Genomic DNA, 13,384 nt, shown 5'->3' with positions numbered 1-13,384 from the left:
GGGCACGCCGACAGGCCGGTTGATATCCTCACCCCCGCCGTGAAGGCATCCAGGGGCGTGTCTGTCCCGTCCGGCACAATGAGAATTTCGAGGATTTCATGGATCAGTCGGCTACCCAGGCCGTTACCGAAACAAACGATCGCTCGACGGCCGCTGACGCGCCTGCCGCACTGCGCGCCGACCATCGGGCGCCGGACCGGCTCGTATTACAGCGCGGCATCTTCACCGGCCCGTCGGCCAAGGTGAGCGACGACCTGTATGCCGTCGTCAAGGGGGGTGCGCATCGGGAACGCCTGACGCTGCGACTGGACAAGGGCGCGACCGCGCACACCAATACCTACTTCGGCCGATTCGCCGCCAGCTATTGGCAGCGCTGGACCACGGTCACCGAAGTGCGGGCCACCATGGTGCTCGACGTCGTCGCGAAGGCGAAGATCCGGCTGGTCGCCTCCGACATCGCGGGCCACCGCAGGATCATCGACACCACGCGGGTCGACGCGAGTGGCTCGGTGACCCTGACCGCTCCGCTCGACCAGTACGTCGACGGTGGCGCGCTGTGGCTGGAATTCGACGCCATCGGCGGCGCGCTCGGCATCGCCGAGCTCACCTGGACCGCCGTCGCGCCGGAGAAGGTGCGACCGGTCGCGATCGCCATCTGCACCTTCAACCGTGCCGAGGACTGCGCCGAGACCGTCGCCGCGTTGTCGTCCGACCCCACCGTGCTCGCGGCGATCGATGCGGTGTACGTCGTCGACCAGGGCACCGATCTGGTCGAGAACCGGTCGCGCTATCAGGAGGTCCTCCCGGTCTTCGGGGACAAGCTGCGCTACATCCGTCAGCCCAACCTGGGCGGCGCGGGTGGTTTCACACGCGGTCTGTACGAGGTGTCCGCCGTCAACGAGCACGCCGACGTCATCCTGATGGACGACGACATCCTGTGCGAGCCGGAGACGGTGCTGCGGCTCAACGCCTTCGCCAACCTGACGGTGGAGCCGACTTTGGTCGGTGCGCAGATGTTGTTCCTGCTCAACCCCGACTACCTCAACGTCGGCGCCGAGGAAGTGCACCTGCACCGGCTGCGGCACGGGCAGCGGGTGCCGAAGGCGCTGCGCAACACCAGCATGCTGAAGAAGAACCAGGAGCGCCGCGTCGACGCGGGGTACAACGCCTGGTGGACCTGCTTGATCCCGGCCGAGGTGGTCGCGAAGATCGGGCTGCCGATCCCGATCTTCTTCCAGTGGGACGACGTGGAATACGGCATCCGGGCGCGCGAGCACGGTTTCGTCACCGTCACGCTGCCCAATGCCGCCGTGTGGCACGCGGACTTCTATTGGAAGGACTACGACGACTGGGCGCGCTACTTCAGCACCCGGAACTCGCTGATCGTCGGCTCGCTGCACGCGGATCTGGACGCGAAGGAGATCACCCGGAAGCTGTTCCGCGAACTGTCCGAGCAACTGGTCGCGATGCAGTACGGCCTGGTGCACACCACCTTGCAGGGCATCGAGGACTTCCTGAAGGGTCCGAAGGTCTTGCAAGACGGCGGTATCGAAGCCCTCGCCGCCGCGCGCACCAGCCGGGGCGACTACCCCGAGACGATCAAGCACCCGGCCGCGACGCCCCCGGTCCGCTCGGCCGATATCCAATTGCGCCGCGCCGGTGGGGAACCCAGCCGCGCACTGCTGGTGCTGGTCAAGCGTGCGATCAATCAGTGGCTCGGCCGCACCCAGCACGGTGTCATCGGCGTCACCAGGGAAGACGCCTACTGGTGGCATGTCTCGCTGTTCGACCACGTGGTGGTCACCGACGCCTCGCAGTCCGGCGTGCGGGTGCGCCGGCGGGACAAGGCCCGCGCCCGTCAGTTGCTGCGCCGCACCCTGCGCGTGCTGCGCCGCCTGCGCCGCGAACTGCCCGGCGTGCAGGCGCAATACCGGGCCGCAATGCCGGAACTCACCAGCCGCACCAACTGGGAGCGGTTGTACGGCATCACGCGAGACTGATCAGAATGCACGCGGACGGCGCCGCCCGGGCTGGGTGGCGCCGTCGCGGACCGCGTCGAGCACTGCACGGTTCGATGGCTGACTCACCAGGTGCCCCCGTGCCCGATCAGGCCCCTTTCGTAGGACCTGAACGCAACTTTGGGGGCACCGGCGGTCGGCCCGAGCACGCCCGGGCGAGCTCAGAGAAACAGGTCGGTGGTCAGCTCGGCGTCGCCGGGCGTCACGCGGTACTTGTCCAGGTCGGTGATGCCGTGGGCCGCGAGGACGTCGTCATCGATGAAGAAGTTGCCGCTGGTCTCTTTGCCCGGCGAGGTGAGCACCAGGTAGGCGGCGTCGGCATAGATGTCGGGGGTGCGCGAGGTGGCGACCATCTCCTCGCCGCCGAGCAGGTTCTTCACCGCCGCGGTCGCGATGGTGGTGCGCGGCCACAGTGAGTTGACGCCGATGCCGTCGCCCTTCAGCTCCTCGGCCAGACCCAGGGTGGTCAGCGACATTCCGTACTTCGCGATGGTGTAGCCCAGCGCCATGCCCGCCCACTTGGGGTCCAGGTTCAGCGGCGGGGACAGGGTGAGGATGTGTGGGTTGCGTCCGGCCTTCGCCGATTCGCGCAAGTGCGGGATGCTCAGTTTGGACAACAGGAAGCTGCCTCGGCAGTTGATGTCCTGCATCAAGTCGTACTTCTTCATCGACAGCGCATCGGTGGGCGAGAGATCGATCGCCGAGGCGTTGTTCACCACGATGTCGATGCCACCGAACCGCTCGACCGTCTGGCGCACGGCCTCGGCCACCGACTCGTCGACGCGGACATCGCCGACGAACGGCAGCACCTGCCCGCCCGCCTGCTCGAGTTCCGCGGCGGCGGTGTGGATGGTGCCGGGGAGCTTGGGGTGCGGCTGGTCGGTCTTCGCGATCAGGGTGATGTTGGCGCCGTCGGCCGCGGCCCGCTTGGCGATCTCCAGACCGATGCCGCGGCTGCCGCCGGACATGATCATCGTCCGCCCCGCTAGCGGCTTGGATCCCGGTTCCGTCATGTGACCTGCTCCTTCGTGTGTGCCGCGGTCAGGACGTCCGCGGCGTCGCGCGCTTGCACACTAAGCGTAAACCTCGGCAGTATGCAATCAGTTGCATAGGGTGTGCGAAGAGAGGGCACCGGTATGCCGGTGCCCTCTCTTGTTCAGAGCGCAGCGAGCGTCAGGATGTTCAGCAGGATCAGCAGGCCGGTCAGTGCCCAGACGATGTACAGGAACACCATGCCCGGCGCCTTCTGCGGAACCGGGCCGATCGCGCCGTTGAGGAAGATCACCACCGGCGCCTTGTAGTAGAAGCGCGTGGCTTGTCCCTCGGCGATCGGCACCGTCACGTTCGCCGGACCCATGTCGAACAACCACGGGGTGGTCACGCGGACGTGGTACTGGCCGGGGCCGACCGGAATGTGGTTCGCGCCCCACCGGGTGTTGGGCACCTGCTGGCCGTTGACCAGGATCTTCGGCTTGGTCAACGCGAGCAGGAACGCCCAGCCCGAGTACGAGGCATCGATGGTGATGCCGGGCGGATCGGCGGGCTGGCCGTAACCCTGCTGCTGCCCGTACTGCTGCTGCCCGAACGGCGCGGGTTGACCATACGGCTGCGGCTGGCCGTACTGCGGTGCGGGCTGGCCGAATTGAGGCGCGGGCTGCCCGTACGGGGGCTGCCCGGCCTGCGGTTGCACGAGGTGCGGTTGGCTCGGATGCTGCCCGGCGGGCGGCTGCATGAGGTGCGGTTGGCTCGGATGCTGCCCGGCGGGCGCCGGCGCGTACTGCGCGGGCGCCTGCGGGGGCGGGTACTGGCCGACGGGCGGCTGCTGACCGAACGCCGGCTGTCCAGGCCATTGCCCGGGCTGCTGGCCATGAGGCGGGTACCCGCCGGGGTGACTCATCTATCCCTCCCAGATAGCGAACAGTGCGAGGGCGACCCTACCGTGCCTCCGGGGGTGTCAGCGCCGCGAGTTCTTCTCCCGGAACATCTTGCGATGCTGTTTGGTGATGTCCCGCCAGGCTCGCTCGCGTTCGGCCTGCAACCGCTTGTCGGTGCGCGCTTGGATCCACTCGTTCTCCCGCGCCAGTTTGCGGTAGCTGTCCAGCCTGCGCTGGGTCAGCTCGCCGTTGTCGATCGCGTCCCGCACCGCGCATCCCGGTTCGCCGCGGTGTGCGCAATCGCCGAAACGACACTGGGCGGCAAGGGATTCGATGTCGCTGAACGTCTTCTCGATGCCTTCGGTGGCGTCCCACAGTCCGACGCCACGAAGCCCGGGCGTGTCGATCAGCGTGCCGCCGCCGGGCAGCGGGCGCAGCTCCCGGTGCACGGTGGTGTGCCTGCCCTTCTTGTCCGCGTCGCGTACCGCGTTCGTGGCGAAGATCTCCGCGCCGAGCAACGCGTTGGCGAGCGTCGACTTCCCAGCACCGGAGGGTCCGATCAACGCGACCGTGCCCGCCAGCATCGCGACGAGCACATCGAGCCCGGTGCCGGTGTCCGCGCTCACCGCGAGCACGGCCGCGCCGGGCGCCACCGCGCGCACTTCGTCGAGCGGGAGGTGGGCCGCCGCGTCGGACTTGGTGAGCAGCACGATCGGCTGGGCATTGCTTTCCCAGGCCAGCGTGAGCATGCGCTCGATCCGGCCGAGGTCGACGTCGCCGTCAGCGGCGGTGCAGATCAGCACGGTGTCGACATTGGCGGCCAGCACTTGGCCCTGCGACCGGCCGGACACCGACGAGCGCACGATCGCCGACCGGCGCGGCAGCAGTCGCCGCACGGACGAATCGCTATCGATGCTCACCCAGTCGCCGGTGCACAGCCCGCTGACCTCGGAATCCGCGCGCGGACAGCGGGCCCGGGCGAGCCCGCTCGGCGTGGCCACGTCGCATTCGCTGCGGTCCATCCGGATGATCCGCGCGGGCACACAGCCTTCCTCGATCATCGAGGCGTAACGGGTGGAAACGGCTTCGGTCCAGCCGTAAGGGACGAGAAGGTCGTAGTCGACCATGGTGGAAGGAATCCTTCGTCGGGCGCCGAACCCGACCAGGGTTCAGCGAATGGAGAATGAGCAGGAGTTTCGTGTGGCCGAATGGGTAACGCACCCGGACACGACAATCCGAACGTTCCTCGTCACGGTCCACCTCCTTGCCTCTCTCGCAGTTGCCCTACCTTCGCACCCAACCCCTCACCCGCGCAACCGAATTTCCGATCGCACGGGCCGGCGACTATTCGGGCTTGCCGAACTGTTCGTGGCGGCCGAGGGAACGCAGGTGGAACCACTCGCGCAGTCCCGCGGGGTCGCGCCGAGTGACCAGGAAGAACCAGGAGAAGCGGATCCACTCCTGGGGCAGCAGTTTCCGCATGCCGGGCTGGGACATCAGATAGCCGCGGTTGCGGTAGGTGAAATAACGCTTCACCGGGTCGTCGGGGTACTGCGTGTGCATCCGGCCGCCGAGGATCGGCTTGAACTCGGCCGCACCGTTGGGATGCAGATACGCCGTCTGCAGGCAGGTGCCGAACGGCAGGCCGGAGCGCACCAGGCGGCGATGCACCTCGACCTCGTCGCCGCGGACGAACAGGCGCAGGTCCGGCACGCCGATCACGTCGACCGCCTTCGCGGAGATCAGCGCGCCGTTGAACAGCGAGGCGATCCCGGGCAGGAAGTCCTCGTCGCCGAGTTCCGAGCGCAGCCGCCGCCACACCACGCCCCGGCGCAGCGGGAAGGCGAGGCGGTCGGGTTCATCGATATCGCAGACCACGGGCGACACCTCGACCAGCCCGTGCCGGTCCGCGCAATCGAGCAGGGTGGACAGCACATCGGGACCTTCGGGCCTGCCGTCGTCGTCGGCGAGCCACACCCAGTCCGCGCCGATGCTCAGGGCGTGCAGCATGCCGAGCGCGAAACCGCCCGCGCCGCCGAGATTGTGCGCAGAACCCAGATAGGTGGACTCCACCGGCTGGTCGCGGACCAGCGCGGCCACCTCCGGTTCGTTGCCGTTGTCGACCACGATCAGGTGGTCCACCGGCCGGGACTGGGACGTAACGACTTTCAGCGACTCGGCGAGCAGTTCGCGGCGCTTGTGCGTGACGACGACGGCGACGATGCGTGCGCCCGAGCCGGAGCCCGGGGTCGCGGGGTGTCGAGCGCTGCGCGGGTCGTCGACGCCTTCCTCCGGCACGGAGCCAATCCGGGACTGCGCCCCTTCGTCGATCGGGGTTTCCTGCCCGGTCGGCTCACTCATGCCTGATTCCGCTCCAATTCTCGCTCGGTTCGCGAGGCCCGTTCGGCCTCCATTTCGCGTAGCACGGTCGCCACATGATTCCCCGCTTCCGGCCCCTCATAGGCTCGCACCACTTCTTCGATGCCGCCACGCAAGCGGATCTGGCCGTGGTCGATCCACATCGCCGTATCGCACAACTGCGCGAGGAATTCGTTGGAATGACTGGCAAAAACCAGGATGCCGGACCGGGCCACCAGCGACTGCAACCGGAGCCGGGCCTTCTTCATGAATTCCGCGTCGACCGCGCCGATGCCCTCGTCGAGCAGCAGGATCTCCGGATCGATCGAGGTCACCACGCCCATCGCGAGCCGGACCCGCATACCGGTGGAATAGGTGCGCAGCGGCATGGACAGATATTCGCCCAGCTCGGTGAAATCGGCGATCTCATCGATTTTCGACAACATCTGCTTGCGCGTCTGCCCGAGGAACAGGCCGCGGATGATGATGTTCTCGTAACCGGAGATCTCCGGATCCATGCCGACGCCGAGATCGAAGACCGGCGCGACCCGCCCGCGGATGCGCGCACTGCCGCGGGAGGGCTCGTAGATGCCCGAAAGCAACCGCAGCAGCGTCGATTTGCCCGCGCCGTTGTGCCCGACCAGGCCGATCCGGTCGCCCTCTTGCAGCGAGAGCGTGATGTCCCGCAACGCCTCGACCACGACGACGTCGGACTGGTTGCGTCCGATCGCACCGCCGGCCTTGCCGAGGAACGCCTTCTTCAACGAGCGCGATTTGGCGTCGAAGATCGGGAATTCGACCCACGCCTCCTGGGTCTCGATACTCACACGGCTCACGGGCGCTCCTATACCCAGTACGGTACGCGCGAACGGTACTGCTTCATGGCGAAGATCGCCACGATCCAGCCCAGCAGGGTGATCGCGCCGACGACCAGCCAGTGCCGCAGTTCCTGCGGTTCGCCGAGCAGGGGCGCCCGGACGATTTCGAGATAGTGGAATGTCGGCACGAGTTCGGCGAGCTTGGCGCGGTCGCCGGTGCCGACCTGCGATTCCAGGGTCTTGGTCGTCCACATTACCGGCGTGAGCACGAACAGCATCAGCGTGGTGCTGCCGAGAATCGGTGCGATATCGCGGTAGCGGGTGCTGAAGATGCCGAACACGATCGAGACCCACGCGCAGTTCAGGAAGATCAGCGCGATCGCTGGAATCGCCAGCAGGCTCGCCGGTCCGAGATTGCGCCAGACGCCGAACGCGGCGAGCATCACCAGGTAGATGACCATGTTGTGGGCGAAGAACAGCAGCTGTCGCCACACCAGCCGGTAGACGTGCACGCTCAGCGCGGAGGGCAGCTGTTTGATCAGGCCCTCGTTGGCGATGAACACCTCCGAGCCTTCCAGGATGCTCGCGCTGATGACGTTCCAGATGATCAGCCCGACCGTCACGTAAGGCAGGTACTCCCGCAGCGGCTGGCCGAGCAGCGCCGCATAGAGCACGCCCATCGCGATGGCCTGCAGGCCGGTGGCGATGGTGATCCAGAACGGGCCGAGCACCGAGCGGCGGTAGCGCTGCTTGATGTCCTGCCAGCCGAGCGACAGCCACAGCTCCCGCTGGGCGAATCCGCCCGAGAAGTCCTGGAAGGCGCGCCGGAACGTCTGCGAGTCCGGCACGATCTTCGCCACGGTCGCCCCGGCGCGCGTGGCCTCGGTCTGCGGGGTGGCCGCGCTCACCGGAGCCTCCTGCGCCGAGTCGTCGCCGGAGCGCACGTCCTCGTTCGGGGAGGTCGGTGAGGTGTCGTCGGTACGCGCTTGGTCATCGGAACCAACTGGGCTCTCTTCAGGAGGCACCGCACTCGGATCGGATACCGAGTCGGGGCGAGCGGCAGCGGCGGGCACGGTGCACGAGACTACCCCTGCGGCTTGCCGCCACCGCGTGGCACACGCGCGTCGCCGGTCTCACAGGTACTGGCCGGAACCGCCGGTGACCGGACTGGACTGGCTGCCGCGCGGGTCGGCGGCGTGGATGCCGGGCGGCAGGGCGCCTTGACGCATCTGCTCGAGCTGGGCGCGTGCGGCCATCTGCTGGGCGAACAACGCGGTCTGGATGCCGTGGAACAGCCCCTCCAGCCAGCCGACCAGCTGCGCCTGCGCGATCCGCAGCTCGGCGTCGGACGGGACGGCGTCGTCGGTGAACGGCAGGGTGAGCCGCTCGAGTTCCTCGCGCAGCTCCGGGGCGAGGCCCTGCTCCAGCTCGCGCACCGAGGACGTGTGGATCTCCTTGAGGCGATTGCGGCTGGCCTCGTCGAGCGGGGCCGCGCGGACCTCCTCGAGCAGCTGCTTGATCATGGTGCCGATCCGCATGACCTTCGCGGGCTGCTCGACCATGTCGGCGAGCGATTCGCCGACGTCGTCGCGATCGTCCGAGTCGTCCTTCTTGTCGTCGTCGGTCACCACGTGGGCGGTGTACGGCGTGTCCGACCCCGGGGCCGCCGGGATGGCCAACGGCCTGCCGTTGGGACCGACGACGACGATGTGGTCCGGTGCCTCATCCGAGTGCGTCATGATCCCTATCATGTCGCGTCCGCCGCGAACGCGCTAAGCCGGTGCCCCTGGCCCCGGGGTGCAGAGGGACTGCGACGGGTTGCCCGGTCGACGCCGCCGCGCGGCCTCGGCGTTCTATTCTGTTCGCGTCGTGTGGTTCGGATCTGTCGAAAGTCGGTCACCATGCTGAGTCCCAGGTCGCTGTGCTCCCACCAGGTCGCGGAGGGGAACGCGGTTACACAGGCTCGCCCGCTGCCCTTAGAGTGGCCAACATGACTTACGACGTCGCGAGGGTTCGGGGCCTGATACCGTCCCTGGGCGACGGCTGGATCCACCTCGACCCGCAAGCGGGCATGCTGGTTCCGGATGCGGTATCCCGTGCCGTCTCAACGGGTTTCCGGACTTCTTCTTTTTCGCATACCGGTCGAACCAGTGCCGCGGTGCGCAGCGCGGCGATTCTGGACGCCGCTCGGGAGGCGGTGGCCGACCTGGTCGGCGGTGACCCGGCCGGTGTCGTGCTCGGCCCCGACCGCGCGGTCCTGCTCGCCTGGCTCGCCGAATCGCTGAGCTCCCGGCTCGGGCTCGGCACCGGCATCGTGCTGTCCCGGCTGGACGACGAGGCCAACGTCGCGCCCTGGCTGCGCATCGCCAATCGATACGGCGCGCACGTGCGCTGGGCCGAAGTGGAGATCGAGACCTGCGAGATGCCGTCCTGGCAGTTCGAGGAGCTGATCGGCCCAACGGCGCGATTGGTGGCGCTCACCGCCGCCTCGCCCATCGTCGGCTCGGCGCCTGCCGTGCGGGTGGCCGCGGACCGGGTGCACGAGGTGGGCGGGTTGCTGGTGGCCGACGCGTTCGGCGCCGCCCCCTACGCGCTGATCGACATCGACGAATTGAACGCCGACGTGGTCGCACTGAGCGCACCGGCGTGGGGTGGTCCGCAGATCGGCGCGCTGGTCTTCCGCGACCCCGCGTTCCTGGACCGGATTCCATCGATGTCGCTGAACCCGTATGCGAAGGGCGCCGAACGCCTCGAGGTCGGCGGGCATCAGTACGCGCTGCTCGCCGGCCTGACCACCTCGATCGACTTCCTCGCCGGCCTCGACGAACGGGCGCGCGGAACCCGGCGGGAGCGCTTGGAGATGTCGATCACCTCGCTGCAGGACTATCACGACGAGCTGTTCGAGCACTTGATGGCCGTCCTGAGCGCGATCCCGAGTCTCACCGTGATCGGCCGCGCGTCCACCCGGATCCCCACCGTCAGCTTCACCCTCGCCGGCATGCAGGCGGAGAAGGTCGCGGCCAAGCTGGCCGACCACCGGATCGGAACGGTCAGCGGCGTGCACGGCGGCAGCAGGCTGCTCGACGCGCTCGGCGTCAACGACGAGGGCGGCGCCGTGACCATCGGCCTCGCGCCCTACACCACCAAGTTCGAGATCGATCAGCTCGGCAGGGCGCTGCTGGCGCTGGAGTGAGCGGGTCGAGCGAAGGCAGCCGCTCAGAGTTCTTTCACGCGCAGCACCACTTTGCCGAACACCTCGCCGGAGTCCAGCAGCCGGTGCGCTTCGCCCGCCTCTTCGATCGGCAGCTCTGCCGCGATGACCGGGACGACGGTGCCGTCGGCGATCAACGGCCACAGATGCCTGCGTACCTCGGCAATGATCTCGGCTTTGCCGCCGACGCCGGTCGCGGGCCGCGCCCGTACGTTGGTGGCGTGGACGGTGCCCCACTTAGCCAGTAGCGCGGCCAGATTCAGCTCCGCACTCACACCGCCCTGCATGCCGATCACCACGAGTTTGCCGTTAGCGGCCAAGGCGTCGACATTGCGCTCCAGATAGGCCGCGCCCATGTTGTCGAGGATGATGTCGGCGCCGGGGCCGCCCGCGCCCGATTCCTCGGCGCGCACCGCGGTGACGAAATCGTCCTCGCGATAGTTGATCAGCACGTTCGCCCCCAGTTCCGCGCAGCGCGCCAGCTTATCGGCCGACCCGGCGGTCACCGCGACGCGCGCGCCGAGCGCCTTGGCGACCTGGATGGCATGCGTGCCGACACCGCCTCCGCCGCCGTGGATCAACACCAGGTGATCGGCGCGCAGGCCCGCGGTCATCACGAGGTTCGACCACACGGTGGCCGCCACTTCGGGCAGTCCGGCCGCCGCGCCCAAGTCGAGGCCGTCCGGGACCGGGAGCACTTGGGTCGCCGGAACCGCGACTCGCTCGGCGTAACCGCCGCCGGACAGGAGCGCGCACACCCGATCGCCGACCGCCCAGTCACGCACCCCGTCGCCGACTTCGGCGATGACACCGGAACATTCCAGGCCGATGACCGGGCTCGCGCCCGGCGGAGGAGGGTAGTGGCCTCGGCGCTGTAGCAGGTCGGCCCGGTTGACGCCGGCCGCGGCCACATCGATCAGGACCTCGCCGTGCCCGAGCGTCGGATCGGGCGTCTCGGCCCAGGACATCGTCTCGGGTCCGCCGAATCCGTTCAGATCGATCGCACGCACCGTGCCATAGTGCTCCGCCGGTGCGGACCAGCGCGCGCTGACCCCCGCCGAGCGGCGCTGAACCGGGGCGGTCCGCCTCGGCGTGGAGATGCAATCGTGGCAAGCGGCCTGCGGTGACCGGCGGCACAGACTACCGTTCCGGGGATGAGCGGCGGCTTCATCAATTTTCAGAACGAGATCTACCTGGGCGGACTGGGTGGCGCGGTGCCCGAATTGCCCATGACCGCCGCGGGTTTGGAGTCGCTCGCGCAGCAGCGGCTCGATCCGGCGGCTTTCGCCTACGTGGCGGGCAGCGCCTCTGCGGAGCGCACGGCCGCGGCCAACCGGTCGGCTTTCGATCGTTACCGCATCCTGCCGCGGATGCTGCGCGGCGCGACCGGGCCCAATGCCCGCGACCTCTCGGTCGAGGTGCTCGGGACCCGGCTCGCCGCACCTGTCCTGACCGCACCGATCGGCGTCCTCGAACTGCTACATGAGGGCGGTGAGGTGATCGCGGCCGAGGTGACCAAGGAGCTGGGCATCGGCACGGTGCTGTCGACCGCGGCCTCCTCGACCATCGAAGAGGTCGGCGCGGCGGCAGGCGCCTGGTGGTATCAGCTGTACTGGCCCGCGGACAACGAGCTGGCCCGTTCCTTCGTCCAGCGCGCCGAGCGAGCGGGGGCCTCGGCGATCGTGGTGACCGTGGACACCCCGACGCTCGGTTGGCGGCCACGTGACCTGGAGCTGGCGCACCTGCCGTTCCTGCATGGCAAGGGCATCGCCAACTACCTCTCCGATCCGGTGTTCCGCGCCAAGCTCCCGACCGCGCCGGAGGAGAGCGAGGAGGCTATGCGGACGGCCATCCTCACCTGGGTCGGGTTGTTCGGCAATCACACGCTGCGGCCCGCCGACCTCGCGCACCTGCGGGAATGGACCGACCTGCCGATTGCGGTGAAAGGCATCCTGCACCCGGAAGACGCGCGGCAGGTGGTCGATGCCGGCGCCGACGCGGTGGTGGTGAGCAACCACGGCGGCCGCCAGGTGGACGGCTCGATCGCGGCGCTGGACGCATTGCCCGCGGTGGTGGCCACCATCGGCGACCGTGCGGACGTGCTGTTCGACTCGGGCGTGCGCACGGGCTCCGACGTGCTGGTCGCGCTGGCGCTGGGCGCGAAGGCGGTGCTCTACGGGCGGCCCTGGGCCTATGGTCTGGGCCTCGCCGGCGCCGCGGGCGTCCGGCACGCGCTGCGGGTTTTGCTCGCCGACTTCGACTCGGCGCTCGGACTCTCCGGGTGCGCCGACTTGGCCGCGGTGGGCCGCTCGCTGCTGTCCACGGTGCGCTGACCTGCGGCACTCTGCCGATTTGCGCAGTTCGCCGCGCATAGAATGACCATCGTGTATCCCGAACCGAGCGGTCCAGCGGTGGCCGAACCGCGGTGGCTCACCCCAGCGCAGCAGCGCGCCTGGCGCGCGTACATGGACGGCCACCAGCGCCTGATGACGGCACTGAACCGTCAGCTGCAGCGCGACAGCGACCTGACCATCGCCGAATACCGCATCCTGGTCCTGCTCTCGGAGGCCCCTGATCACTCGCTGCGGATGAGCGAGCTGGCCGACGGCGTGCTGTCCTCGCGCAGCAAGCTGACCCATCAGATCCGGCGGCTGGAGGCCCAGCAGATGGTGCGCCGCAACACCTGCCTGGAGGACGGCCGCGGCGTGCTCGCCGAACTCACCGAAGAGGGCATGCGCCGACTGGAGGCCGCCGCCCCCGGCCATGTCGAAGCCGTCCGCCGCCACTTCATCGATCTGCTCGCCCCCGCCCAGCTCGAGGTGATCGGCGAGGTGTTCGGACGCGTCGACGAGGAAATCGGCAAGCACCCGGTCTGAGCGGTCCGCTACGATCAGGTCCCTGGAGACGTGGCAGAGCGGCCGAATGCACTCGCCTTGAAAGCGAGCGTCGCGAGAGCGACCGGGGGTTCAAATCCCTCCGTCTCCGCTCCACTCGTCGTCGGCTCATGCTCATGGAGAGCATGAGCCGGGCTCGTTTCGCCATGTCTTGTGGGGGTGCAACCCCCACACCCCGCCCGGCGGTCTTCGCCCCCGGACCCCCGCTTAT

12 protein-coding genes and 1 tRNA gene are annotated in these 13,384 nt (G+C 68.6%); 5 read left to right on the top strand and 8 right to left on the bottom strand.

From position 1 onward, the window contains the following. Window positions 1-98 precede the first annotated feature (98 nt). Window positions 99-2,000, top strand: a complete 1,902-nt coding sequence (locus tag IU459_RS12425) for a glycosyltransferase (RefSeq protein ID WP_195129644.1) — start codon at window positions 99-101, stop codon at window positions 1,998-2,000. A gap of 179 nt (window positions 2,001-2,179) precedes the next feature. Here IU459_RS12425 and IU459_RS12420 read toward each other — a convergent pair whose 3' ends face one another. The 7 genes from IU459_RS12420 to IU459_RS12390 all read right to left on the bottom strand — a co-directional run bounded on the left by IU459_RS12420 (window position 2,180) and on the right by IU459_RS12390 (window position 8,807). Next, window positions 2,180-3,031, bottom strand: a complete 852-nt coding sequence (locus IU459_RS12420) for an SDR family oxidoreductase (RefSeq protein WP_195129643.1) — start codon at window positions 3,029-3,031, stop codon at window positions 2,180-2,182. Between the two features lie 143 nt (window positions 3,032-3,174). Further along, on the bottom strand, window positions 3,175-3,915 hold the full coding sequence (locus IU459_RS12415; RefSeq protein ID WP_195129642.1) for a hypothetical protein: 741 nt from the start codon (window positions 3,913-3,915) through the stop codon (window positions 3,175-3,177). Between the two features lie 57 nt (window positions 3,916-3,972). Further along, window positions 3,973-5,019, bottom strand: coding sequence for a ribosome small subunit-dependent GTPase A (rsgA, locus tag IU459_RS12410; protein WP_195129641.1), 1,047 nt, complete (start codon window positions 5,017-5,019; stop codon window positions 3,973-3,975). Between the two features lie 217 nt (window positions 5,020-5,236). After that, window positions 5,237-6,253 (bottom strand): galactofuranosyltransferase GlfT1, encoded by a 1,017-nt coding sequence (gene glfT1, locus IU459_RS12405; protein WP_228837775.1) that lies wholly within the window; start codon window positions 6,251-6,253, stop codon window positions 5,237-5,239. After that, entirely contained in the window at window positions 6,250-7,077 is an 828-nt protein-coding gene (gene wzt / locus IU459_RS12400) for a galactan export ABC transporter ATP-binding subunit Wzt/RfbE (RefSeq protein ID WP_195129709.1), read from the bottom strand. Before wzt ends, glfT1 begins: the two co-directional genes overlap by 4 nt. Before the next feature lie 17 nt (window positions 7,078-7,094). Beyond that, complete coding sequence (gene wzm / locus IU459_RS12395; RefSeq protein ID WP_195129708.1) at window positions 7,095-7,976, bottom strand: galactan export ABC transporter permease subunit Wzm/RfbD; 882 nt, start codon at window positions 7,974-7,976, stop codon at window positions 7,095-7,097. A 225-nt stretch (window positions 7,977-8,201) separates the two neighbouring features. Continuing rightward, a complete protein-coding gene (locus IU459_RS12390) occupies window positions 8,202-8,807 on the bottom strand; it encodes a bacterial proteasome activator family protein (RefSeq protein WP_195129640.1) in 606 nt (201 codons plus the stop codon). A 251-nt stretch (window positions 8,808-9,058) separates the two neighbouring features. Here IU459_RS12390 and IU459_RS12385 point away from each other — a divergent pair, with 251 nt between their 5' ends. Then, window positions 9,059-10,261, top strand: a complete 1,203-nt coding sequence (locus tag IU459_RS12385; protein ID WP_195129639.1) for a cysteine desulfurase-like protein — start codon at window positions 9,059-9,061, stop codon at window positions 10,259-10,261. 23 nt (window positions 10,262-10,284) lie between these two features. Here IU459_RS12385 and IU459_RS12380 read toward each other — a convergent pair whose 3' ends face one another. Continuing rightward, the gene (locus IU459_RS12380; protein ID WP_195129638.1) at window positions 10,285-11,289 is read right to left on the bottom strand and encodes an NAD(P)H-quinone oxidoreductase; all 1,005 of its coding nucleotides are present in this window, start codon (window positions 11,287-11,289) and stop codon (window positions 10,285-10,287) included. Window positions 11,290-11,433: 144 nt separating this feature from the next. Here IU459_RS12380 and IU459_RS12375 point away from each other — a divergent pair, with 144 nt between their 5' ends. From IU459_RS12375 to IU459_RS12365, 3 genes are all read left to right on the top strand, one after another. Further along, the gene (locus IU459_RS12375; RefSeq protein WP_195129637.1) at window positions 11,434-12,612 is read left to right on the top strand and encodes a lactate 2-monooxygenase; all 1,179 of its coding nucleotides are present in this window, start codon (window positions 11,434-11,436) and stop codon (window positions 12,610-12,612) included. A 42-nt stretch (window positions 12,613-12,654) separates the two neighbouring features. Further along, on the top strand, window positions 12,655-13,155 hold the full coding sequence (locus IU459_RS12370) for a MarR family winged helix-turn-helix transcriptional regulator (RefSeq protein WP_195129636.1): 501 nt from the start codon (window positions 12,655-12,657) through the stop codon (window positions 13,153-13,155). A gap of 24 nt (window positions 13,156-13,179) precedes the next feature. Beyond that, window positions 13,180-13,264: transfer RNA gene (locus IU459_RS12365), tRNA-Ser, on the top strand. The last annotated feature ends 120 nt before the right edge of the window (window positions 13,265-13,384 follow it).

Source organism: Nocardia amamiensis, assembly GCF_015477605.1.
GTDB classification, from domain to species: domain Bacteria; phylum Actinomycetota; class Actinomycetes; order Mycobacteriales; family Mycobacteriaceae; genus Nocardia; species Nocardia amamiensis_A.
The sequence above is the reverse complement of the archived record's forward strand: the minus strand, read 5'-3'. Positions and strand labels throughout refer to the sequence as shown.

Bases quoted from the DNA above. Each gene is read 5' to 3' on its own strand.
- IU459_RS12375 (WP_195129637.1), top strand. From the start codon at position 11,434: ATGAGCGGCGGCTTCATCAATTTTCAGAACGAGATCTACCTGGGCGGA.
- IU459_RS12420 (WP_195129643.1), bottom strand. From the start codon at position 3,031: ATGACGGAACCGGGATCCAAGCCGCTAGCGGGGCGGACGATGATCATG.
- IU459_RS12370 (WP_195129636.1), top strand. From the start codon at position 12,655: ATGACCATCGTGTATCCCGAACCGAGCGGTCCAGCGGTGGCCGAACCG.
- IU459_RS12425 (WP_195129644.1), top strand. From the start codon at position 99: ATGGATCAGTCGGCTACCCAGGCCGTTACCGAAACAAACGATCGCTCG.
- glfT1 (WP_228837775.1), bottom strand. From the start codon at position 6,253: ATGAGTGAGCCGACCGGGCAGGAAACCCCGATCGACGAAGGGGCGCAG.
- IU459_RS12385 (WP_195129639.1), top strand. From the start codon at position 9,059: ATGACTTACGACGTCGCGAGGGTTCGGGGCCTGATACCGTCCCTGGGC.
- rsgA (WP_195129641.1), bottom strand. From the start codon at position 5,019: ATGGTCGACTACGACCTTCTCGTCCCTTACGGCTGGACCGAAGCCGTT.
- IU459_RS12415 (WP_195129642.1), bottom strand. From the start codon at position 3,915: ATGAGTCACCCCGGCGGGTACCCGCCTCATGGCCAGCAGCCCGGGCAA.
- IU459_RS12390 (WP_195129640.1), bottom strand. From the start codon at position 8,807: ATGACGCACTCGGATGAGGCACCGGACCACATCGTCGTCGTCGGTCCC.